This is a genomic window from Vibrio sp. JPW-9-11-11 (genome assembly GCF_013369335.1).
Taxonomy (GTDB): Bacteria; Pseudomonadota; Gammaproteobacteria; order Enterobacterales; family Vibrionaceae; genus Vibrio.
On sequence record NZ_SZQJ01000007.1, the window covers coordinates 162763 to 188071 of the forward strand.

The 25309-nt window shown below is 48.0% G+C and carries 15 protein-coding genes; 6 read left to right on the plus strand and 9 right to left on the minus strand.

Going from position 1 to position 25309, the window contains the following annotated elements; all coding sequences use genetic code 11:
* The 5 genes from parE to nudF form a co-directional block, all read right to left on the minus strand.
* Entirely contained in the window at window positions 1-1881 is a 1881-nt protein-coding gene (gene parE, locus FCU94_RS11000; RefSeq protein WP_176288589.1) for a DNA topoisomerase IV subunit B, read from the minus strand.
* 224 nt (window positions 1882-2105) lie between these two features.
* Entirely contained in the window at window positions 2106-2687 is a 582-nt protein-coding gene (gene yqiA / locus FCU94_RS11005; RefSeq protein ID WP_176288590.1) for an esterase YqiA, read from the minus strand.
* 31 nt (window positions 2688-2718) lie between these two features.
* Window positions 2719-3540, minus strand: a complete 822-nt coding sequence (gene cpdA, locus FCU94_RS11010; RefSeq protein WP_176288591.1) for a 3',5'-cyclic-AMP phosphodiesterase — start codon at window positions 3538-3540, stop codon at window positions 2719-2721.
* 9 nt (window positions 3541-3549) lie between these two features.
* Window positions 3550-3990: a DUF1249 family protein gene (locus FCU94_RS11015; RefSeq protein WP_176288592.1), complete on the minus strand. Its 441-nt coding sequence runs from the start codon at window positions 3988-3990 to the stop codon at window positions 3550-3552.
* Complete coding sequence (nudF, locus tag FCU94_RS11020; RefSeq protein WP_176288593.1) at window positions 3978-4607, minus strand: ADP-ribose diphosphatase; 630 nt, start codon at window positions 4605-4607, stop codon at window positions 3978-3980. The genes FCU94_RS11015 and nudF overlap by 13 nt, the downstream gene beginning before the upstream one ends.
* A gap of 233 nt (window positions 4608-4840) precedes the next feature.
* On the opposite strand from nudF, the gene tolC reads away from it, so the two are divergent.
* Entirely contained in the window at window positions 4841-6166 is a 1326-nt protein-coding gene (tolC, locus tag FCU94_RS11025) for an outer membrane channel protein TolC (protein ID WP_176288594.1), read from the plus strand.
* Between the two features lie 64 nt (window positions 6167-6230).
* Here tolC and FCU94_RS11030 read toward each other — a convergent pair whose 3' ends face one another.
* The 4 genes from FCU94_RS11030 to FCU94_RS11045 form a co-directional block, all read right to left on the minus strand.
* The gene (locus FCU94_RS11030; protein WP_176288595.1) at window positions 6231-6677 is read right to left on the minus strand and encodes a hypothetical protein; all 447 of its coding nucleotides are present in this window, start codon (window positions 6675-6677) and stop codon (window positions 6231-6233) included.
* Window positions 6678-6686: 9 nt separating this feature from the next.
* Window positions 6687-9041, minus strand: coding sequence for an aerobic respiration two-component sensor histidine kinase ArcB (gene arcB, locus FCU94_RS11035; protein ID WP_176288596.1), 2355 nt, complete (start codon window positions 9039-9041; stop codon window positions 6687-6689).
* A gap of 81 nt (window positions 9042-9122) precedes the next feature.
* Entirely contained in the window at window positions 9123-10871 is a 1749-nt protein-coding gene (locus FCU94_RS11040; RefSeq protein WP_176288597.1) for a GGDEF domain-containing protein, read from the minus strand.
* Between the two features lie 49 nt (window positions 10872-10920).
* Window positions 10921-11880, minus strand: coding sequence for a TIGR01212 family radical SAM protein (locus FCU94_RS11045; protein WP_176288598.1), 960 nt, complete (start codon window positions 11878-11880; stop codon window positions 10921-10923).
* Between the two features lie 528 nt (window positions 11881-12408).
* Between FCU94_RS11045 and gltB (FCU94_RS11050) the strand changes: the two genes are divergently transcribed.
* The 5 genes from gltB (FCU94_RS11050) (at window position 12409) to FCU94_RS11070 (ending at window position 25272) form a co-directional block, all read left to right on the plus strand.
* On the plus strand, window positions 12409-16956 hold the full coding sequence (gltB, locus tag FCU94_RS11050) for a glutamate synthase large subunit (protein WP_176288599.1): 4548 nt from the start codon (window positions 12409-12411) through the stop codon (window positions 16954-16956).
* Window positions 16956-18425 (plus strand): glutamate synthase subunit beta, encoded by a 1470-nt coding sequence (locus tag FCU94_RS11055; protein WP_176288600.1) that lies wholly within the window; start codon window positions 16956-16958, stop codon window positions 18423-18425. Before gltB (FCU94_RS11050) ends, FCU94_RS11055 begins: the two co-directional genes overlap by 1 nt.
* Window positions 18426-18852: 427 nt before the next feature.
* Window positions 18853-23316: a glutamate synthase large subunit gene (gltB, locus tag FCU94_RS11060; protein WP_176288601.1), complete on the plus strand. Its 4464-nt coding sequence runs from the start codon at window positions 18853-18855 to the stop codon at window positions 23314-23316.
* Between the two features lie 21 nt (window positions 23317-23337).
* Window positions 23338-24750, plus strand: a complete 1413-nt coding sequence (locus FCU94_RS11065; RefSeq protein ID WP_176288602.1) for an FAD-dependent oxidoreductase — start codon at window positions 23338-23340, stop codon at window positions 24748-24750.
* Window positions 24751-24843: 93 nt separating this feature from the next.
* A complete protein-coding gene (locus tag FCU94_RS11070) occupies window positions 24844-25272 on the plus strand; it encodes a DUF1499 domain-containing protein (protein ID WP_176288603.1) in 429 nt (142 codons plus the stop codon).
* The last annotated feature ends 37 nt before the right edge of the window (window positions 25273-25309 follow it).

The window sequence follows — 25309 nt, forward strand, 5'->3', positions numbered from 1 at the left end:
TTAAACCTCTGCCATATCGCCGTTGTTTTGTAACCAAGAACGACGGTCATCTGCACGCTTCTTACCTAACAACATATCCATCATTTCCATGGTGGCTTCATTGTCATCAATAGTGAGTTGAACTAGACGACGTGTGTTCGGATCCATGGTGGTTTCACGCAGCTGCAGTGGGTTCATCTCACCCAACCCTTTGAATCGCTGGACATTGATCTTGGTTTTCTTCTTCGACAAGCGCTCTAAAATGCCCTCTTTCTCATCATCATCTAAGGCGTAGAACACTTCTTTACCACAGTCGATACGGTACAGAGGCGGCATCGCTACGTAGATATGCCCAGCTTCAACCAGCGCTCGAAAGTGGCGAGTAAACAATGCACATAAGAGGGTGGCGATGTGAAGACCATCGGAGTCCGCATCGGCAAGGATACAAATTTTCCCGTAACGTAACCCTTCTAGGTTGTCGCTATCAGGGTCAATGCCTAGAGCAACGGAAATGTCGTGAACTTCTTGTGATGCGAGCACCTGGTCGGGTGACACTTCCCAAGTATTGAGAATTTTACCACGCAGTGGCATCACGGCTTGAAATTCACGATCACGTGCTTGCTTAGCACTGCCGCCCGCCGAGTCACCCTCGACGAAGAAAATCTCGGTTCGGCTTAAGTCTTGCTGCGAACAATCGGTTAATTTTCCGGGTAATGCCGGGCCCGACGCCACTTTCTTACGCACCACTTTTTTGCTGGCACGCATGCGGCGGTGAGCGTTGGCAATACACACTTCGGCTAACTGTTCAGCCAATTGTGGCTTCTCATTGAGCCATAAGCTGAACGCATCTTTAACCACACCAGAAACAAACGCCGCGGTTTGACGAGAAGAGAGGCGCTCCTTCGTTTGACCAGCGAACTGTGGGTCTTGCATTTTCACCGATAATACGTACGAACAGCGCTCAAAAACATCATCCCCGGTCAGTTTCACGCCACGGGGAAGCAAGTTGCGGAACTCACAGAATTCACGCATCGCATCCAATAATCCTTGGCGCAAGCCGTTAACATGGGTGCCGCCTTGTGCCGTCGGGATCAAGTTAACGTAACTTTCAGTGATCATCTCGCCGCCTTCAGGCTGCCAAATTACAGCCCAGTTAGCGGCTTCGGTTTCAGCAGAGAATTCACCGGTAAAAGGCTCTTCAGGCAGAACCATATAGCCTTTGACCCCTTCTGCTAAATAGTCTTTTAAGCCGTCTTCGTAGCGCCACTGGTGCTCGTTACCATTAACCTTATCGCTAAAGGTAATCTCAAGGCCCGGACAAAGCACGGCTTTCGCGCGTAAGTTGTTTACCAAACGCGTGACAGAGAAATTAGCAGAATCGAAGTAACTCTCATCAGGCCAGAAGTGTACGCTGGTACCTTTATTGCGACGACCACAAGTCCCGGTTACCGTAAGCTCTTCAACTTTATTACCGTTTTCAAAGGCCATTTCATATACTTGGCCATCACGGCGAACCGTCACTTCAACACGCTTAGATAGAGCATTTACAACGGAGATCCCCACCCCGTGGAGACCACCGGAAAACTGATAGTTTTTGTTGGAGAACTTACCACCTGCGTGAAGCTTACAGAAAATCAGTTCCACACCCGAGATTTTCTCTTCTGGGTGAATATCAACAGGCATACCACGACCATCATCGATCACTTCAAGTGACTGGTCGGCATGCAGAATTACTTGAACTTTGGAAGCGTGGCCGGCAAGCGCTTCATCGACACTGTTATCGATGACCTCTTGGCCCAAATGGTTCGGGCGCGCTGTATCCGTATACATCCCAGGGCGGCGACGTACTGGCTCCAAACCATTAAGAACCTCAATGGCTCCTGCATTATATTGTTCAGTCATAATACGGAATATCGTTATAGAGAATAAAAAGAATAACTTGGTGGGCGATTTATAAGGCGTTCGCTCTCAATCAGCTATCAGGTGTGTTCAGTACACCAGGCAGCGAAAAACAATCGCATCAAATCCACACAAGTACTGGTGAGACATAGTCTGGAACAGACCTAATTATGTCAAGAGAGAGCGTCAAGTAACAAGCAAATTTATGACTCTTCCCTCAATGAGGGTCAAAGCTCAAGGAAGTCGATGATTTGGGCCGGATAGCGTTCGAAGTCAACAAAACTATGATCGCCCCCCTGCTCTACCGTTTGTTTTGCACCAGAAAAGTGACTCACTGCTTGACGATAATCGAGCACTTCGTCGTTGGTTTGTTGCAATAGCCAGAAGTCTTGTGGACGCTTCAGTTGGGGAGTATCAAGTGCTTTGAGCTCGTCGATATGCTGATTTTCTAGAAAATAGCGTTCATGCGTATAGGGGTTTTGCTGTTCACCCAAAAAATCCACCAGCAACTCATATGGCTTCACGGCAGGGTTAACCACCACCGCCTTAAAACCGAATTGGCCATTTAGCCACATCGAAAGATAACCACCAAGTGAGCTTCCAACTAAGCCAATACGATAATCTTCTTTATGTTGCTTGACGATATCCAGTAGATGCTGAGCGGCTTGCTCGGGAAAACAAGGCAGTTGAGGGACCACAACTTTTATATCAGGTCGATGGCTCGCGCAATAATCGCGCATTAGACTCGCTTTCACGGAGAGTGGCGAGCTATTGAAACCATGGATATAGAGCAATAAAGAGGGGCGCATACGATATCCTTTTGCGTGTTAGCCTCTGTGTTTAATAGCCAGCAGAGGTAAAGTCAGGCTGAAAGCTGCCCGGGGCCAGTCGCTTAACTTCAGTGGTCAGGCTTCCATCTGGGAAAAGCGCTAACTCTCTCCAACCCGGAGATAACGTGTCGAGGGCAAAGTCGTCGCTGTTTGGCTTAAACTGTACACAAGTGGAAGGCGTAGCCATCACGCGAACACCTTGGTGTAGCACGTTCATATCTTGGTGGACATGACCGCACAGTACGGCTTTCACATTACTGTGCTTTTCAAGTAGTTGCCAAAAATACTCCGCGTCTTTTAAGGTATGCTGGTCCAACCAACGACTACCAACTAACAGCGGATGGTGGTGGAGTAACACCAACGCATGGCGCTGTGGGTATTGAGAAAGTTTGTCTTCCAGCAACTGCAGCTGTTGATCACTCAGGCGTCCATGAGGTACACCGACCACTTGCGAGTCGAGCAAGATCATTTGCCAATGCTCCCCCAGCAACACATGCGACACTTGTTCAATCTGCTGAGATGGAAGGACCGATGCCATACTCGGCTTAAAATCGTGATTGCCCGGCAACCAATAACAGGTCTTCTTAAGTGGCTCAATCCCAGTCGCGAAACGTTGATAAGACTCCGCGCTATGATCTTGTGAAATATCACCAGTCGATAGGATGGCATCAAACGAGTTTCCTTGTTCGATAATCGCTGAAACGACCGCATTAAAGCTATCCAGTGTCTTGACGCTGAGTAGGCTCCCATCGGCGGGCTCAAACAAGTGAGTATCTGTGATTTGGACCAGCTTAATCGTGCTGCTGTCTGCTGAACTTGACGCTACTTTCAAAACATAAACCTAAATATTCAATGGAGTGCGACTGATACCCTGTCGCAAACAAAACGAAAGCCAATCGCCCAAAAAGCGATTCAGTTGTACTTTCTCATCTTGCTGCAGCATTTTGTCATTGGGATAATTATACCGAGCATGGATACGTTTCAGGTGCTCACAGCCACTAACTTCTGCTACGCGAGCATCGTGGTAGAGCCTGACAGACATCGTAGGCAATGGAAATACGGGAACGTCATCACTTTGACAAATATCGACCAAAGTTGTGTACTTTGTGACTTCTACCACTTGAATCTGATAGGTCATCTGCGCGGCTTGATAGCAGCGTACATCACCCACGTTCGGTTGGCTGGGCAACAGAGCGTTGAGCTTAGCGTAATTGGTCTCATATGTACGCATCAAATCTGATAAATCAACATGATACGGTCTTTTTTCTGCTACTTGTGCCATTGTTTCTTCAATCGTTGATGATTCAGCTCCAACCACTGCAGTGCAATGATTGATGCGCCGTTTTCAAACTTCCCGTCGACGACCCATTGATACGCTTGCTGACGAGAAATTACATGCACGCGAATATCCTCTCCTTCATAGTCTAAACCATGAACGCCATGTGCAGTACTCGCATCGACTTGTCCGACATAAACATCCAACAATTCTGAACAGCCACCTGATGAGGGATAATACGAGGTCACTTTCTCAATCGCGCCAATATCAATCCCCGCTTCTTCTACAGCTTCGCGGCGAACAACCTGCTCGGCATCTTCAGCTCGATCTATGATGCCCGCAACAATTTCCAGTTGCCAAGGGTGTTGATGCTCTAGTGCGCCCACTCGAATTTGTTCGATGATCACAACGTTGTCGGTCACTGGATCATAAGGTAGCAATGCCGCAGCGTGGCCTCGTTCGAACATCTCACGTTCAATAATTTCGCTCCACCCTCCAGCAAACAGCTTATGTTTGAAGCGATACTTAACCATGGAGAAAAAACCTTGAAAGAGTATTTCTTTTGAGATTATTTCCACATCTTGTGCAGTAAACTGTCGATGTTGCTTGTCAGACTGTTGCATTTGGCACCTCACTGAGTGAATCTTATAGTTTACTCAGACAGATACTTAACTTCCAAGGACATGGCTCAACTTTTTGTACAATTTTTGTAGAATATTTTAAATTGACGAATTAAATATATTGCACAAGTGGATAGTTAAGTGTAAAACTTTGCAAAGTTTTTGAACGAGTTGCCATCAATTAAGTTAAACTCTTGAAGACTAAACTTTTTCATAATTTGGTAGGAATAGGACCTATGAAGAAACTGCTTCCACTCGTTATTAGTGCAGCCCTAGGCAGTATCAGCACCAGTGCTGTAGCTGACACATTAGCGGAAATCTACAATCAAGCGAAAGAAAACGACCCGACACTACTGAGCGCCGCTGCACAGCGTGATGCCGCCTTTGAAGCAGTGAACTCTAGCCGCTCAACCTTGTTACCTCAAATCAATCTGACCGCAGGTTACAACTTAACTCGTGGTGACACTGATCTTGATGCCGGCTCAACCGTTGATAATGACAAGAACGCGCTGTCAGGTGGCATCAGTTTTTCTCAAGAGCTTTACCAACGCTCAAGCTGGCTAACGTTGGATATATCTGAAAAGAGTGCTCGCCAAGCAGACGCGTCTTACGCCGCTGTGCAACAGGCTCTAATTTTACGCGTCGCAACCGCCTACTTCGACGTACTGCGCGCCCAAGATAACTTAGAGTTTGTTCAAGCAGAGAAAGCCGCGGTTGGTCGTCAGCTAGAGCAAACCAAACAACGTTTTGAGGTAGGTTTGTCAGCCATTACCGACGTGCACGACGCGCAAGCTCAATACGATGCGGTTCTTGCCGATGAAGTGTTAGCGCAAAACAGCTTAGTCAACAGCTACGAAGGGTTGCGTGAAATTACTGGTCAACAACACGACAATCTTGATGTGTTAGATACCCAACGTTTCTCTGCAAGTAAAACCCAAGCTGCAATTAATGAGCTACTTGAAGAAGCGCAACAGAAAAACTTAAGCCTGTTGTCAGCACGCATCGCTCAAGATGTGGCAAAAGATGGCATTTCACTGGCCAGCTCCGGGCATCTACCCTCGTTAAGCTTGGATGGTGGATACAACTATAGTGATATTGCACATAGCGCCACGACTGACGGCACAACCAACAATTTCAACATTGGTATAAACCTTAATGTGCCGCTTTACACGGGTGGTAACATTACCTCGCAAACCAAGCAGGCTGAGTTTAACTATGTCGCGGCGAGCCAAGATCTTGAAGCCTCGTACCGCAATGTGGTCAAAGACGTTCGCGCCTTTAACAACAACATTAGTGCTTCAATCGGCGCACTACGTGCTTATGAACAGACCGTTGTCTCGGCGCGATCAGCACTCGAAGCCACTGAAGCGGGCTTTGATGTGGGCACCCGAACAATTGTTGACGTTCTAGACTCCACTCGTCGTCTCTACGATGCCAACAAAAACTTATCAAACGCACGTTACGACTATATTCTCAGCGTTCTGCAGTTGCGTCAGGCAGTCGGCACCTTGAGCGAACAAGATATTCTCGATATTAACGCAGGCTTAAAAAAAGCGAGTTAATGTTCGGGGGATAAAACAAAAGGCTTGCTCCTCTGAGCAAGCCTTTTTGCTTTTTGTTCGTCGGTTAATAAACTTTGTCGATTGACACTTGCTTATTAACCAACCAAGTCGACTGCTGTTGGTCGTTGAGCTGAACGGCAACATCGATTGGACGCTCAGGATCGACAGGCACTTGCCACTCAAATACCACTTCCCACTGAGTCGGACTGTGAGTGCGTAACTCCAGAGCATCACCTTCTACCAGCCACTCCTGATCGCTTTGCTGCAACGAGATTGAATCAACCCGAGTACTTGGGTCCAAGGCCTGCTCGGATTCCAGCAGTACAGAGCCGTGTAATATTGTTTCTTGTTCAACCCCCACCGATGGCATCATATCCATCCACATTGAGCTTTTCATTGTAACCACTGTATCGGCGAACTGCGCTTGTTGATCTTGTTGCCAGTCAATCGCGGGGCAGCTGCACCCAACCAGTAAGCTGCTCGCCAAACAGATCAATGCTAACTGTTTCATTGTATCACCTTAGCCGTCGGCTCTTTGCTTGAGCCACTGTTTAAGAATTTGGATATCATTGTCATATTCATTCTTGATCTCTTCAACCCAATCATCGATGTTTTCCCACCAAGCTGGCAAGTCTGGAGATTGGGCCTTTTGCGCGACACTTTGGATGCGCTTGAGTCCGATGGAGCCGGCTGCACCTTTTATCTTATGTGCTTCAGATACAATCCCCTCTTGGTGCTTGGCCACCATATTGGAGTCGAGCACTTGCAGATACTCCGGCATCATGTCTTCAAACATGGTAATGCTGTCTACAACCGGTTGTGGCCCAACAATTCCCACATAAGACTCCAGCATATCCAAGTCAAGCAAACGCGTATAAATCTCATTGCCATCATCGGTCTCGGGGTCACACACTGTTTTTTGTGGCGCAGCCTGCTCAGGTACGCCTTGACTGAACTTCGCTAGCACTTCTTGGACCGCGGTGACCGATAACGGTTTACTGATCGCGTCATCCATCCCTTTGTCGAGATACTCCCGCTTGTTCTTCAACACGTTTGCTGTCAGTGCAACTAAAGGCGGTAAATTCGAGTATGTGCGCCTAAAATAGTCGGCAACATCAAAACCGGTCATGTCCGGTAACTGGATATCTAAGAACACCAGATCGTAAATCTCTGGATCGAACATTTCCATTGCTTCGCTGCCTGTCATCGCTACCGACACTTCATGGCCCATACTTTCGAGTAGTGACCGAGCTACCGTGATATTGAGTTCAATATCTTCAACCATAAAAATGTTCAGCTCTTGGTTAGCGTGCATGTCGACAGTTTGCATTGCTGGTAGGTCGGCAATAGGAACACGAATGCTAACGGTAAAAGTGCTGCCAAAGCCCTCTTCACTGGAGACGGAAATATCACCATCCATCATATTGATCAGTTGCTTAGAGACCGCCAAACCAATTCCAGTCCCCACGGCATGCAAGTTATCTTTATCTGATTTCACCTGATAATACATCGCAAAGATCTTATCGAGCTCCGCCTCTGGAATCCCAACCCCGCTGTCTTCTACCTCCATCACTATGTGGGCGTAACCCTGCTCCACCTCAGCGCTAACCGTCATTACCACACCGCCTTCTTTAGTAAACTTCATCGCATTACTGATCAAGTTCCATAACACTTGACGCAGGCGTGTCGCATCGACTTCGATTGCATTAGGAAGCTCACTTAGGCGCTCCAAGTCAAAACGGAGCCCTTTTTGAGAAGCCATCAAAGCGGAGATACTTTCCATTTCGGCGACAAACTCTTCAAAGTTAAGAGGCGCTGGATAGAGTTCGAGTTTACGTCGATCAAACTTATCCATATCAATGATATCGTTAAAGATATTACCTAACGTGATCGCGCTGACGTTAATGGTCTGCATATGGTTGCGCTGCTCAGGGCTCAGCGGAGTATCGAGTAACATTCGGCTTAAACCGACAATACCGTTCAACGGTGTTCTTAACTCATGACTAATGGTCGAAATAAAGGTGGTTTTGTCGCGACTGGCTTTCTCCAGCGACTCCTCATGGCGTTTACGCTCGGTGATGTCGCGACCAAATCCGACTAGACCCAAATGGCGGCCATCCTTGCTGTAAAAAGGCACTTTACGCAGTTCAAAATAATTACGTCTGCCGTCGGGGTATTCCAGCCACTGCTCGTAGGTGATAGCCTGATTATCGGCAAAGACTTTCTGGTCAGTATCCACGATTTGTTGGGCGACTTCTTTGCTGTACACATCCCAAGGGGTAAGACCGACCAGTTGACTCTCTTTTTTGCCTGTCAGCTCTTCCATGGCACGGTTGCAACCAGAGAAAACCCCATCCGCGTTGCGGTAATAGATTAGATCGGGAGAAGCATCGATAAAAGAGCGCAGTAGCGCGGTTCGTTCGGCTAACTCAACCTGAGTTTTTTCACGTTGAAACACCTCGTTTTCGAGGTCTTTCATTGCTTCTTCACGGGCTTCTTCAGCCTTAATTCTCTCTTCGATCTCTTGATTAAGCTTAGCGATATTTTGCTGCAGCTTATGATTGAGCTCCTGGTCTCGTGAGCGCATATCTTTCAGTTTAGAGACAAGCTTAGACAAGCGTTGACGCGACTCTTCCAGTTGATCGACAACCACAGACAAAAAGTAGACCGCCCAAGGAGTAATCAACAGACCAAAAAAGACCGAGCGGACAATATCGATATCATCCACATGCCCACTAAGAACCAGCGTGATCCCCACTTGCACCACAACAGCCAGCGCCACCAACGCCAAAGCAAGCAGTATCGAAAAACGTAAAATGCCTAACTTAACAAGCAGATCAACATAATATTGGGCGAGATTTTTTATCGGCTTCATTAATAGCTCCGCACGGAAACAGTGTTAAAATCTTACCTTTTTTCCTAAGTGACAGCTAAAAAAACCTAGACTAACAATCGGTTAATTTTCTGATGTGTGATGCACACAGGTTTGGTTTCGTCCGTTCGCCTTTGCTTGGTACAAGGCACTGTCGGCCAAAGCGACGATGGTTTCACTGCTATCTAACGGCTGGGGCGTTAAGGATACCAAACCGATGCTAATGGTTACTTGGGTTGCGACATCAGACGCTTGATGCTCTAGCGATAGCTCGGCAATGCCGTGGTGAATACGCTCAGCCACACTCAATGCACCGGCAGTGGTCGTGTTGGGAAGGATAAAAGCAAACTCTTCACCGCCATAGCGGGCGACACAGTCACTCGATCGGGTAAGCACTTGCTTGAATACGCTGGCGACTTTAATGAGCGCTTCATCACCGCGCTGGTGACCATAGAAGTCATTATAATGTTTGAAGTAATCGATATCACATAACATGACCGTCATCGGCTGCTTTTCACGAATATGCAGATACCAGAGCATGTCTAACTGCTCGTTAAAACGACGGCGATTCGCGATTTGGGTTAGGCCATCAATAAAACTCAATCGCTCTAGTTCTTGGTTGGCTTCTTCAAGTTTCTTCTCAACCAGATAGCGCTCTGATACATCACGCGCCATGATTAAGACACCATTCGTTCCCGACGCAGGATCGCGAAACGGCGACTTCACCACATCATACCAAATGTACTCACCATCTCGGCCCATCACTTGGTCGATGTAACGCAACGACTTACCTTCATACAGCACCTTGTTATCGGTATCAGACAATCGTTGATAATCTTTATTGGCTATCACATCCTGTAAGCGCTTACCGATCAAGTCATCGACATGGTCGATTCCCAGCGCTTCAACAAACGGTTGGTTACACGCTTGGTAAACCATGTTCTCATTAAAAATACCGATAGAGTCCGGACTCGACTCTAGAATGTTCTGCAGTATGGTATCGCGCTGAGCGAGCGCCACTTCTGTATCTCTGCGCTTTTCCATCTCATCACGTAAACTCTTTTGCATGTTGTGCCAATCGGTCACATCATGACTGATACCCAATGTGCCTATGGTCTCCCCTTCGGGAGAAATTAAAACACTTTGATAGCTTTCAAGCAGGCAACTTCGGCCATCGGGTGTAATGGTCCAGCGTCGACTACTCGCGCGCCCTTTGATGACACCCTGAATATCTGCACTTCCCTCTTGTTCACGATCTTTCCAAAACTGCTGATACGCTCGATTACTCGAAACCACTTGCCCTGCTTGGTTTTTAATGAAGATCAGTTCTGAAAGATTATCAAAGGCACTTTTGATCACAGATAGCGATTCAACCTGTGACTGAAGCTCTTGCGTCGTGCTCTGATGCATAGAAAAATGCAGCGCCCAGACCGTCCGGCGTCGATACCAAGTAGGCCGGCCAGTCACATCCAGTTTGACACTTTTATTTTCCGAAATCGGCCAAGATAACAGATGGAAGTCAAGTGGCTGCTGTTGCAATGGCGGAATGATGGATAATAGAAATTGACGGGTAACCAAATCGGGCAGTACAAACTGCTTGCCTACCACCCTGACTGCCAGCAGCTGACTGGCTACGGCATTGGCAAGCAGCAACTCCCCATTGTTACTATCGATTACGAGGACGGCATGTGGAGAGGACAAAACCAGTTGTGCAATATTATTTTGAGCTCGAATATAGATCCATAGAGATACGCATGCACACAAGACAAGAAAGACAAAATCAATGCCATGCCCTTGCGATGCATCCCACAACCACAATAAGAGTTGATCCATTCAATTACTCTAATTCATTGCTACCCATTCACTAATGGTACAAAAGATATCAGGTTATTGCGCAATCATCAGCCTTTATTATTGGTTTTGTATATATAAACGGTTGATTTATCAACGACCCTTGAGCCCCATCTCGACTTAATGCGCGTCCTATTTCGGTCATCGCTAGCCAGCGATTTTCACACCACAAGGGGGCGAGTAACGTGGGTCTGCGCGCCGCCGAAGAAACTCGATGATAGACCACCTCTGGTGGGGTGAGTCGGATCATTTCACTAGCAATGGCAACGTACTCATCCAGCTCAGGGGCTTGCATTCGCCCCGCTTTCCACGCTTTGGCCATGGTACTTCCCTCAACAATATGAAGACCATGAAGCTTGATGCCATCGGTCTCCACCGCCAAAACCTGCGTTAACGTGTCGAGATTATCGGTTCGCGTTTCTTTGGGTAGGCCAACAATTAGGTGAGTGCAAACTTTGATGCCCAGTGCGCGAGCACGTCGAGTAATTTCAGCGTAACACGCGAAATCGTGGCCACGGTTAATCCGTTTAAGCGTCTGGTCATTGGCCGTCTGCAACCCCAGCTCAAGCCAAATTTCATAGCCTTGTACAACATAATCCGCCAGTAAATCTAGTACCGCATCAGGCACGCAATCAGGGCGAGTACCCACGCACAGTCCCACAATATCGGCAGCTTCTAACGCCTGCTCATACATAGTTTTTAAAACCTGCACTTCAGCATAGGTACTGGTATAAGCTTGAAAATAGGCGAGATACTTTTTCGCTCGAACAATCTCCCCTGCTCGCTCAGTTAACTGCTGCTCGATGCTCTTAATCTGAGCTTGCTCATCGGCAAAAGAAGCCACATTGCAAAAGGTGCAGCCGCCGCGACCAATGGTGCCGTCTCTATTGGGGCAGTTGAATCCACCATGTAACGTCAGTTTATGTACTTTCTCTCCATAACGGCGTTGTAGATCTTGTCCTATGGTATTGACCAATTGATGAAGTTGCATTGCGCACCACTAAAACGAAATAAATCTCATTAAGGTTGGTGTAATTAAATTACACTACTGAAAAAAACCGAGGGCGAAATGTAACGATTTCAAACAGCTTGAGGGTTAAGCAAAGTCAATAAACATGCAGAAAAACTCGCTGTTAAGTAAATTGTTACGCAAAAGTTAAACATATTAACGTTTAAAACGCGAAAAACATGGGCAACAAGCACGAGTTTTGATTGCATTGCAGGCCCAGTAAATTGTAGGATACTTACAGATTTCGCCAAATTTTGTGACTTTTATTACACATTAATTCGGTGAAACGTCGGCGAAACCCTACTCCCACCTATATAAATCACTAAATTGTGAACATAAAAACAGGGTTTCCACCAAGGATTGTTTTTCTCGCCATATTTTTCAGCGAGAGACGGAAAGGAATCAAAGTCGCCAACCCAGGTCGACTTCGAATCATAAAAATAATGGACAGGACGTAGAACTAGTTTCGACTAGCACAATTGCGCCTATTTGAACTGGAAGGATGTATCCATGGTAGATAGAGAGCAAAGTTCACAAGGTCTATATACTCCAGAGCTGGAGCATGACGCTTGTGGTATCGGTTTTGTTGCTCACCTAAAAAACCGCAAATCGCACGAGGTAGTGACGCAAGCCCTCGATATGCTTGCAAGAATGGAGCACCGTGGTGGCCAAGGATGTGATCCTTGCTCAGGCGACGGCGCTGGCATCTTGCTGCAAAAACCGCACGAGTTTCTATTAGAAGAAGCCGTTAAGCTTGGCATTAAGCTGCCTTCTTTCGAGAAGTATGGTGTCGGTGTGGTGCTTTTCCCTAAAGACGAGCACAAACGTGCGCAATGTCGCGACATTTTAGAACGTAACGCACAGCGACTAGAGCTAGACGTAATTGGTTACCGCGTGTTACCAACCGATAACTCAATGATAGGTGCAGATCCACTGAGCACTGAGCCACAATTTGAGCACGTATTCATTTCTGGTGGCCCAGGTATCACACCTGAAGAGCTTGAGCGTAAGCTGTACGTACTACGTAACTACACCGTTCGCGTATGTCTCGAAAGCGTGTCGAATATTGGTGATGACTTCTACATCAACTCAATGTCTTACAAGACACTGGTGTATAAAGGTCAGCTCACCACAGAGCAAGTCCCGCAGTACTTCCTCGACCTACAAAACCCAACCATGGTGACGGCACTTGCGCTTGTTCACTCTCGTTTCTCTACCAATACATTCCCGAAATGGCGTCTAGCACAGCCTTTCCGTTATATTGCTCACAACGGTGAAATCAACACAGTTCGCGGTAACCTGAACTGGATGAAAGCCCGTGAAGCGATCATCGAATCAGATCTCTTTACTCAGGCAGAGATCGATATGCTACTGCCTATCTGTCAGGAAGGTAGCTCAGACTCATCAAACTTCGATATGGCGCTAGAGCTCCTAGTTCTATCTGGTCGTAGCCTGCCACATGCCTTGATGATGATGATTCCTGAAGCGTGGCAAGAAAACAAAAACATGGATCCAACACGTCGTGCGTTCTACCAATACCACGCTAATGTCATGGAACCGTGGGATGGTCCGGCATCGGTGTGTTTCACCGACGGTGTTCAAGTCGGTGCAACCCTTGACCGAAACGGTTTGCGCCCTTCTCGCTACACAGTAACCAAGGATGACTTCTTGGTAATGGCGTCTGAGTCTGGTGTTGTTGATATCGCACCAGAGAACGTTGAGTTCCGTGGCCGCCTCCAACCAGGGCGTATCTTCGTTGCTGACCTAGAGCAAGGCCGCATCATTTCTGATGAAGAAGTGAAAGATGGCATTGCCTCTGCACAACCATACGAGAAATGGGTCGAAGAGAACCTGCTCAGCTTGAAGAAGCTTCCTGACGCGAGCAACGAATTCAACCAGCCTTCTCCAGAAAAGCTACTCCACAAGCAGCAAGCATTTGGTGTCAGCTCCGAAGAAGTGAACGAAATTATCGTACCTATGGCGAAAGACGGCAAAGAGCCACTTTCTGCAATGGGGGCTGACTGGCCGCTTGCGATTCTGTCACATCAATCTCAGCACCTATCTAACTACTTTAAACAGTTGTTTGCTCAGGTAACCAACCCGCCAATCGACCCGATTCGTGAGCGCATGGTGATGTCGCTGAACACTTACCTAGGTAAAGATCAGAACCTGCTTGCAGAGTCACCAGAACACTGTCAAAAAGTTGAACTTGAGTCTCCAGTTCTTTCTAACTCAGAACTAGAGAAGCTGCGTGCTATCGATAATGAGCACCTTCAAGCAAAAACTCTGGATATTGTATTCCAAGCAAGCGAAGACGAAGGCAAGCTAGAGCGTGCACTCAAGCGAATTTGTCAGTACGCAGAAGATGCGGTTATCGATGGTTACTCAATCATCCTTCTAACTGACCGTGCGGTTAACTCTAACCACGCTGCTATCCCAGCCATGCTGGCGGTTGGCGCAGTTCACCACCACTTAATCCGTAAAGGGCTACGTGCTAAGTGTGACATCGTAGTCGAGACGGGTGATGCGCGTGAAACACACCATTTCGCCACTCTGGTTGGTTACGGTGCTAACGCAGTGAACCCATACCTAGTGATCGAAACTATGGTTGAGTTGCAGCGCACTAAGAAGCTTGACCCAGAAACAGACATTCGCGACCTATTTGAGAACTACCGCAAATCCATCAACGGTGGTCTACTGAAAATTTTCTCGAAGATGGGTATCTCGACCCTGCAGTCTTACCATGGTGCACAGATCTTTGAAGCTCTGGGTATCAGCAAATCTGTCGTCGACAAATACTTCACGGGTACAGTTTCACGTATCCAAGGTCTAACCATCGATGACATCGCAAAAGAGGTACTGGTGCGTCACCGTATCGGTTTCCCGACTCGTGAAATCCCAGTTCAAGTACTGGATGTAGGTGGTGTCTATCAGTGGAAACAGCGTGGTGAGAAACACCTGTTTAACCCTGAGACTATCTCACTACTACAACAGTCAACTCGCAACAAAGATTACGCCCAGTTCAAGCAGTACGCGAAAGCCGTGGATGATCAAGGCGACAACGCTGCAACACTACGTAGTCAGTTAGATTTTGTTAAGAACCCAGCAGGCTCCATTCCGCTTGAAGAAGTCGAACCTATCGAAAACATCCTCAAGCGTTTCGCGACAGGTGCGATGTCGTTCGGTTCTATCTCTTACGAAGCGCACTCTACACTAGCAGTCGCGATGAACCGCATCGGCGCGAAATCAAACTCTGGTGAAGGTGGTGAAGACCCAACGCGTTTTGAACGCAAAGAAAACGGTGATTGGGAGCGCTCTGCAATCAAACAGGTAGCGTCTGGCCGCTTTGGTGTAACCTCATACTACCTAAGCAACGCAGATGAGCTGCAGATCAAGATGGCTCAAGGCGCGAAGCCAGGTGAAGGTGGTCAGCTACCAGGTGATAAAGTAGATGACTGGATCGGTGCAACGCGTCACTCGACTCCAGGGGTTGGCCTTATCTCGCCACCGCCACACCACGATATCTACTCTATCGAAGATTTAGCTCAGCTTATCTACGACTTGAAGAACGCCAACCGCGCTGGTCGTGTCAACGTCAAGCTAGTATCGGAAGCGGGTGTAGGTACCATCGCCTCTGGTGTTGCCAAAGCGAAAGCTGACGTAGTCCTAATTGCAGGTTTCGATGGTGGTACAGGCGCATCACCGATGTCGTCTATCCGTCACACAGGTCTGCCTTGGGAGCTAGGCTTGGCAGAAACACACCAAACTCTTCTGAAGAACGGCCTACGTAACCGTATCGTGGTTCAATCTGACGGTCAGATGAAAACGCCTCGAGACCTTGCAGTCGCAACGCTACTGGGTGCTGAAGAATGGGGCGTGGCAACAGCAGCGCTAGTTGTTGAAGGCTGTATCATGATGCGTAAGTGTCATAAGAACACTTGTCCTGTGGGTATCGCAACTCAGAACAAAACCCTACGTGAGCGCTTTGATGGCCGCGTAGAAGACGTTGTGACTTTCTTCCAGTACATGGCTGAAGGTCTCCGTGAAGTGATGGCAGAGCTCGGCTACCGCACTATCGATGAGATGGTGGGCCAGTCGCACAAATTAAAAGTGCGTGAAGACATCAAACACTGGAAATACAAGAACCTAGATCTGTCTCCTGTTCTTCATATTGAGCACGCTCGTGAAGACGATGGCGTTTACAACCAGACAGAGCAAAACCACAACTTAGAAGACGTTCTCGATCGCAAGTTGATTCAAGCCGCGATTCCAGCGCTTGAGAAAGGTGAAGCCGTTAATGCGGAATTCCCTATCATCAACACCGACCGCTCTGCGGGCACTATGCTGTCGAACGAAATCTCTAAGGTCTACAAAGACCAAGGCCTACCACAGCCAATGAACGTCAAGTTCACAGGTTCTGCCGGACAGTCATTCGGCGCTTTCCTTGCTAAGGGCGTGAAGTTCGAAGTGGAAGGCGATGCAAACGACTACTGGGGTAAAGGTCTATCTGGCGGTACGCTCGTACTTTACCCAGATGCAAACTCAACCATAGTCGCTGAAGATAACATTGTGGTTGGTAACGTCTGCTTCTACGGTGCCACTTCGGGTGAATCTTACATTCGCGGCATGGCGGGGGAACGTTTCTGTGTTCGTAACTCAGGCGCGAAAGTCGTCGTTGAAGGTGTCGGTGACCACGGTTGTGAATACATGACCGGTGGTGTGGCTGTCATCCTTGGCTCAACAGGTCGTAACTTCGCGGCGGGTATGAGCGGCGGTGTAGCTTACGTTTGGGATAAGTCTGGTGACTTTGAAACCAAACTCAACCCAGAGCTCGTCGACCTCGACCCAATCGAAGCAGAAGATCGTGAACTACTGAAAGAGATGCTAACCAAGCAAGTTGAATTCACAGGAAGTGAAGTCGCTAAGTCTTTCCTAGACAACTTTGAAGCAAGCCTAGCCTCTATGGTTAAGGTGATGCCGCGTGATTATAAAGCAGTACTTCAAAAACGTAAGGCAGAAGCGCAGCAAGCACAAACGGAACAAGTGGAGGCAGTATAATGGGTAAGCCTACTGGATTTTTAGAACATGGTCGTGAGCTTCCTGGCAAGATCGATCCATCCGTTCGTATTGAAAACAACAAAGAATTCGTTCTGAACGAAGAGTTTGGTGACAAGATCAATACTCAGGCTTCTCGTTGTATGGACTGTGGTGTGCCTTTCTGTCACAACGGTTGCCCGATTGGTAACATCATCCCTGAGTTCAACGACGCCGTATACCGTGACAGCTGGGAAGAAGCGTGGAACATTCTAAGTTCAACCAATAACTTCCCTGAGTTTACGGGGCGTGTCTGTCCTGCTCCATGTGAAAGTGCGTGTGTTCTTGGCATTAACCAAGATCCAATCACCATCTGTAACATCGAGAAAACCATTGTTGAAACAGCGTACCGTGAAGGGTACGCAAAACCTAAGACGCCTCGTTCACGCACGGGTAAAACGGTTGCAATCATTGGTAGCGGCCCTGCAGGTCTTGCCGCAGCAGAGCAGCTAAACAGCGCTGGTCACTCAGTAACGGTATTTGAGCGTGACGAAAAAGTCGGTGGTCTACTGCGCTTCGGTATCCCAGATTTCAAACTGGGTATGGACGTGATTGATCGTAAAATCAACCTAATGGCAGAAGCTGGCGTTGAGTTCAAGGTCAACCAACACATCGGTGTGGATGTCAATGCGCAGCAACTACGTCAAGAGTTCGATGTGGTGCTTCTAACGGGCGGCTCTACTGTGCCACGTGACCTACCGGTTCCGGGACGTGAGTTGAAAGGCGTTCACTTCGCAATGGAGTTCCTTGGTCAAAACAATCGCCGCGCAAACAACATGGATCTTAAAACTGAAGAGATTCATGCCAAAGGTAAGCATGTTGTGGTTATCGGTGGTGGTGATACGGGTTCTGACTGTGTGGGTACCTCAAACCGTCATAAAGCCGCAAGCGTGACTCAAGTGGAAATCATGCCGATTCCACCAGAGAAGCGCCCAGCAAATATGCCTTGGCCTCAGTACCCAATGATTCTTCGTACTTCGACTTCTCACGAAGAAGGTGTCGATCGTCATTGGAATATCTTAACTAAAGAGTTCATCGGTAACGATAAAGGTGAAGTCACAGGTCTACGTCTTGCTGATATCGTTTGGGAAGACGCTAAACCAGGTGAGCGTCCAAGCTTTAAAGAAGTGGAAGGCAGCGAGCGTGTCATTCCTTGTGATATGGCGTTCTTAGCAATGGGCTTCCTACATCCAGAACCAACCGGTGTACTTGCTCAGCTAGATATCAAACTTGATGAGCGCGGTAATGTCGCAACCGAAGGATACGCGACGAACCAAAAAGGCGTGTTTGCCGCAGGTGATATGCGCACCGGTCAATCTTTGGTGGTGCGTTGTATTAACGAAGGCCGTGAATGTGCCATTGCGATAGACCAATATCTGATGGGAAATTCTCATCTAGAGGCAAAAGCAGATTCACTCATGCTCTCTGCTTAACCTTAACCACCTAGTCTGTTATTTACTAGATACTAGGTGGTAAAACATTAATAATCATTCCTTCCAATCTTTTCCATTTGACCAGCACAATGTGCTGGTCTTTTTTATTTTCTCGATAGTATTTTTGTTGCAATATTGTAACAATTAAAAAACTAACCCTCTGAATTATAAAGATTATTGCAGCGTATTTAGTGGTAAATCGCATATCAGCGCGATTTTCTACCAAGAACTTGACCTTTTTTATAATAAGCTATACGTTGTGAGGTCGATGAAAATGAATTTGTCCATTTTTGTTAAGCTTTTTAACAACATTCAATGCATATCTATTCGATAAATAACAATTAAAACGCATAGTTAGTCATACATACCAACCCTTTTGATGTTGGTAGTTCTGTCGGGATGACAGAGAAGCAAAGGGAGAATTGCAATGGCTCTATATGATCCTCGTCTTGAGAAGGACAACTGTGGATTTGGCTTGATTGCACACATGGAAGGTGAGCCTAGCCACAAACTAGTCCGCACCGCTATTTCAGCACTTGATCGCATGACACACCGTGGTGGTATCGCCGCCGACGGAAAAACCGGTGATGGTTGTGGTCTATTACTACAAAAGCCCGATTCCTACTTACGCCTAATTGCCGAAGAAAACGGCTTTAATCTTGGCAAACAGTATGCTGTAGGAATGATTTTCTTTAGCCAAGACGCCGACAAAGCAGCTCAGGCTCAGCAGGTTGTGAATCAAGAGTTGGCCAAAGAGACCTTAACTGTTGCAGGGTGGCGAGAGGTTCCAATCAATCCAAGTGTGCTTGGCCCGATCGCAGTAGACTCGTTACCGAATATTCAGCAAGTCTTTATTTCCGCGCCAGCAGGATGGCGCGAGCGCGACATTGAACGACGCCTGTATATCGCTCGCCGCCGTATTGAAAAACAGATTGTTGAGGATAATGATTTCTATATCTGTAGCCTATCCACTCAAGTGATGGTCTACAAAGGTTTGTGCATGCCAGCCGACCTGCCAAGATTCTATCTTGACCTCGCAGATCTGCGCATGGAATCAGCCATCTGTTTGTTCCACCAGCGTTTTTCAACCAATACTCAGCCGCGTTGGCCGTTAGCGCAACCGTTCCGCTACTTAGCGCATAACGGTGAAATCAACACCATCCAAGGTAACCGTCAATGGGCGCGGGCGCGAGCTTATAAATTTGCCTCTCCGCTATTGCCAGATCTGCAAACCGCAGCCCCCTTTGTCAACGAAACTGGCTCGGATTCCTCTAGCTTAGATAATATGCTGGATCTGTTTCTATCCGGTGGCATGGATATTTTCCGTGCGATGCGCATGCTGGTTCCGCCAGCTTGGCAAAACCACCCAGACATGGATCCTGACTTACGCGCCTTCTACGATTTCAACTCCAAGCATATGGAACCGTGGGATGGCCCTGCCGGTATTGTTCTGTCTGACGGTCGTTATGCCGCTTGTAACCTCGACAGAAACGGCTTGCGCCCTGCTCGCTATGTGATCACCAAAGACAAACTGATCACCCTAGCTTCTGAAGTCGGCATCTGGGACTACGCGCCTGATGAAGTGGCCGAGAAAGGTCGGGTTGGCCCGGGCGAACTATTGGTGGTGGATACTCGCCGCGGCAAACTGTGGCAATCGAGCGAGATCGATAACGATCTCAAAGGACGTCACCCTTATCGCGAATGGATGGACAATAACGTTCATAAATTAACGCCTTTCTCACAGCTGCCAGAAGATCAAGTCGGCGAACGCAGTTTCGACGATGATCAACTCAAGACCTTCCAAAAGCAATTTGCAATGAGCAATGAAGAGGTCGACCAAGTTCTTCGCGTACTCGGTGAAATGGGTCAAGAAGCGGTGGGCTCGATGGGTGACGATACGCCAATGGCCGTACTCTCTTCTAAAGAGCGTTTGGTCACTGACTACTTCCGTCAAAAATTCGCTCAGGTGACCAACCCGCCTATCGATCCGTTACGTGAAAAGCACGTCATGTCACTGGCAACCAGTGTCGGACAAGAGATGAATGTGTTCTGCGAAACTGACGGTCACGCTCATCGAGTGACATTTGACTCGCCAGTGCTGCTGTACTCCGACATGAAACAGCTATTAGAGCTGAGCGATGATCACTATCGCAGCAGCGTGATCGATATTAACTATGACCCGAGCGAAAAAGATCTCAAACAAGCGATCCTAGACCTCTGTGATCACGCAGAAAGTCTAGTTCGTGACGGGACCGTATTGGTGGTTTTATCCGATCGCAACTTGAGCAAGTCAACGCTTCCTATTCCTGCAGCGATGGCTGTCGGCGCAGTACAAACTCGCTTAGTCGAAACAAACCTGCGTTGCGATGCCAATATCATCGCCGAAACTGGTTCGGTGCGCGACCCTCACCAATTTGCGGTTCTACTCGGTTTTGGCGCAACCGCTGTCTACCCTTACCTCGCATATGAAGCATTAAGTAAGATGATTGATGATGGTGGCCTCAATAAGAGCTACCGCGAAGTCATGCAAAACTATCAATACGGGATCAATAAAGGCCTGTATAAGATCATGTCTAAGATGGGCATCTCGACTGTCGCCTCTTATCGCTGCTCACAGTTGTTTGAAGCAGTTGGCCTTGGCCAAGAACTGGTTGACCTTTGCTTCAGTGGGGTAACCACCCGTATTCAAGGCGCGAGTTTCGAGGACTTCCAACAAGACTTGTTTAACCTGTCGCGCAAAGCTTGGGCTAAGCGTAAACCGATTGAACATGGTGGCCTGCTTAAGTATGTCCATGGCGGCGAATATCATGCGTATAACCCCGATGTCGTCAGTACACTGCAGCAAGCGGTGAAATCTGGCGAATCATCAGACTACAAAACCTTTGCAAGCCAAGTAAATCAACGTCCTACCGCGATGCTGCGTGACTTGATGCAATTGAAAAAGTCGGACAAACCTTTACCACTCGAAAAAATTGAGCCGAGTACTGAACTGTTCAAGCGTTTTGACTCAGCTGCAATGTCGATTGGTGCGTTGAGCCCTGAAGCTCACGAAGCGCTAGCGACGGCGATGAACCGTTTGGGTGGATACTCCAACTCTGGTGAAGGTGGTGAAGATCCAAGACGCTTTGGTACCGAACGCAACTCGCGTATTAAACAGATCGCCTCTGGGCGTTTTGGTGTCACACCTCACTACCTAACCAACGCAGACGTGTTGCAGATTAAGGTGGCACAAGGGGCTAAGCCAGGTGAAGGCGGACAGTTACCGGGGCATAAAGTCACCGCTGAAATTGCCAAACTGCGCTACTCAGTTCAAGGCGTCACACTAATTTCACCGCCGCCTCACCACGATATTTACTCTATCGAAGATTTGGCCCAGCTGATCTTCGATTTAAAACAGGTCAATCCTAAAGCCCTCGTCTCGGTGAAATTGGTTTCAGAGCCCGGTGTCGGCACCATCGCCACCGGTGTGGCTAAAGCCTATGCCGATTTAATTACCATTTCAGGTTACGACGGCGGTACTGCGGCGAGCCCACTCACCTCGGTCAAATATGCTGGCAGCCCTTGGGAACTGGGACTGGCAGAAACTCAACAAGCGCTGGTTGCCAACGGTCTGCGCCACAAGATTCGCCTGCAAGTTGATGGCGGCCTTAAGACCGGACTCGACGTCGTTAAAGCCGCAATTTTAGGCGCAGAAAGCTTTGGCTTTGGTACCGCACCTATGGTGGCGATGGGATGTAAGTTCTTGCGCATTTGTCACCTCAACAACTGTGCAACGGGTGTCGCGACTCAAGATGACACCTTACGTCGCGAGTATTTCAAAGGCTTGCCAGAAATGGTGATGAACTACTTTGTTGGCCTTGCTGATGAAGTACGCGAGCTACTTGCAGAACTTGGGGTAGAGAAGCTAACCGATCTGATTGGCCGAACAGACTTGCTTGAAGCAGTTGAAGGCATGACAGCCAAACAGAGCAAGCTCGACTTATCGAGCATTCTTGAAGCTCCCGTTTCTGGACAAGGGCATCCACTGTTCTGGAGCGAGCCAAACGCACCCTTTGATAAAGCAGAGCTCAACAGCAAGATTGTCGATGAAGCCATGCACGCCATTGAAGCTAAACAGTCGATTGATTTGTTTTACAAGATCATCAACACCGACCGCTCGGTTGGTGCGCGCTTATCGGGTGAGATTGCAAAACGCTACGGCAACCAAGGGATGGCGGCCTCGCCGATCAAACTTCACCTTGATGGTACCGCAGGCCAGTCATTTGGTGTATGGAATGCTGGCGGAGTTGAACTGTATCTCACCGGCGATGCCAACGACTACGTCGGAAAAGGCATGGCTGGCGGTAAAGTAGTGATCAAACCTCATCAAGGTACGGCGTTTAAATGTAATGAAGCAACCATTATCGGTAACACCTGTCTATACGGCGCTACGGGTGGCAAACTATTTGCTGCTGGCACCGCAGGCGAGCGTTTTGGCGTTCGTAACTCTGGCACCATTGCCGTCATTGAGGGTGCAGGCGACAACGCCTGTGAATATATGACAGGCGGTATTGTTGCCATTCTTGGCGCTACTGGGGTGAACTTTGGCGCGGGGATGACGGGTGGTTTCGCCTACGTGCTCGACCAGAATGATGACTTCCAAGGTCGTGTCAATAATGAATCGGTCGAAGCAGTTGCGTTGTCGGACCTTTATATCCATCAAGAACACTTGCGTGGTTTGATTGCCGAACACCTTGAAGAGACAGGGTCGGTACATGCCGAGGACATATTGGCCAACTTTGATGAATGGATTCCAAAGTTCTATTTAGTGAAACCGCAAGCGGCTGATCTAAATACGCTGCTCGGTCACCAAAGTCGCAGCGCTGCTGAACTGCGCGTTCAAGCCCAGTAAGTCATGGAGGATGTATAAATCATGAGCCAGAACGTATACCAATTTATTGATGTTCAGCGTGTCGACCCAGCCAAAAAGCCGATTAAGATACGCAAGATCGAATTTGTTGAAATCTACGAACCGTTTACCAAACAGCAAGCGACTGCCCAAGCGGATCGTTGCTTAGATTGTGGCAATCCCTATTGTGAATGGAAATGTCCCGTTCACAACTATATTCCTCAATGGCTGAAGTTGGCCAATGAGGGACGCATTATTGAAGCTGCAGAGCTGTCGCATCAGACCAATAGCTTGCCTGAAGTGTGTGGCCGAGTATGCCCTCAAGACCGTCTTTGTGAAGGGTCATGTACCCTAAACGACGACTTTGGCGCCGTCACTATTGGTAACATTGAAAAATACATTACCGACAAAGCGTTCGAGATGGGCTGGAAACCAGACATGTCGAGGGTGGAGTGGACCGACAAAAAAGTTGCGATTATTGGCGCAGGTCCGGCTGGGCTTGCAGCGGCGGATATCCTAGTGCGTAACGGTGTAAAACCGGTCGTATTTGATCGCTACCCTGAAATTGGCGGCTTACTCACCTTCGGTATTCCCTCATTCAAACTCGAAAAAGGGGTAATGGAAAACCGTCGTCGAGTATTCACTGAAATGGGCGTTGAATTTAAGCTCAATGTTGAAGTTGGCAAAGATGTCACTATGCAGCAACTTGTCGATGAGCATGACGCGGTGTTCTTAGGTGTGGGAACTTACAAGAATATGCGTGCTGGTCTCGACAATGAGGATGCACCTGGGGTTTACGACGCTTTGCCTTTCCTTATCTCCAACACCTACAAGGTAATGGGGCTAGCGAGTGACGAGCCGTTTATCGACATGGCCAGTAAGAAAGTCGTAGTCCTTGGTGGTGGTGACACCGCGATGGACTGTGTCCGTACTTCTATTCGACAGGGCGCTGCCAATGTTATTTGTGCCTACCGCCGTGACGAAGCGAATATGCCAGGCTCTCGCCGTGAAGTGAAGAACGCTAAAGAAGAGGGGGTTAAATTTATGTTCAACCTGCAACCTCTTGGGTTAGAGGTAGACGCGAACGGTAAAGTGTCTGGAGTTAAGGTGGTGAAAACTGCGCTCGGTGAGCCCGATGAAGCGGGACGACGCCGTCCAGAGCCAGTGCCGGGAAGCGAACACGTACTCGCCGCCGATGCCGTCATTATGGCGTTTGGCTTCCAACCTCACTCTATGCCTTGGCTAGAGCCGTTTGGTGTTGAGTTTGACCAATGGGGTCGTATCAAGGCACCGCTACAGCAAGAGTTTATGTTCCAAACCAGCAATGAAAAAATCTTTGCTGGAGGCGATGCGGTACGTGGTTCAGACCTAGTGGTGACCGCCATCGATGAAGGACGTAAAGCTGCGGAAGGCATCCTCGATTACCTCGAAAGCTGACCGATTCAGCAAAAATAAAAAAAGGATCCGCTATTTGGATCCTTTTTCTTTTTAAACCATATAATTAAGTCATTATCTTCGAGGAGTCATCACATGAACAAAGCGCTACTACTCGCCTTTTCTCTCATCACTTTGACCGCCTGTAGCCAAGGAGTGACGACTATGACAGACCGAACCGACGTTCCGTGCGGTGATAAGCCCAATTGCGTATCGACTCAGGACCAACGTGAAAAGTTTGCTCTTGCGCCTTTCTCTTTGACACCGCAAGCTAATATCGAGTCCATTGAACAAGTCGCTTTGCAGCTACCTGGCGCCAAAACTGCTGTCAAAGAAGACGACTATCTAAGAATCGAGTGTACGTCTAAGATCATGCGCTTTGTCGATGATTTGGAGTTAAGAATCGAAGGCTACAAACTGATTGTTCGATCTGAATCTCGCGTTGGTTATTCTGACTTTGGCGTCAACCGTAAACGTGCTGAACAGCTAAGAGTGTTATTGCGTGACAATGGTTTGATAGAGTAACTGTACTCACAGAGCAAAAATAAAAAACCGAAGCTTG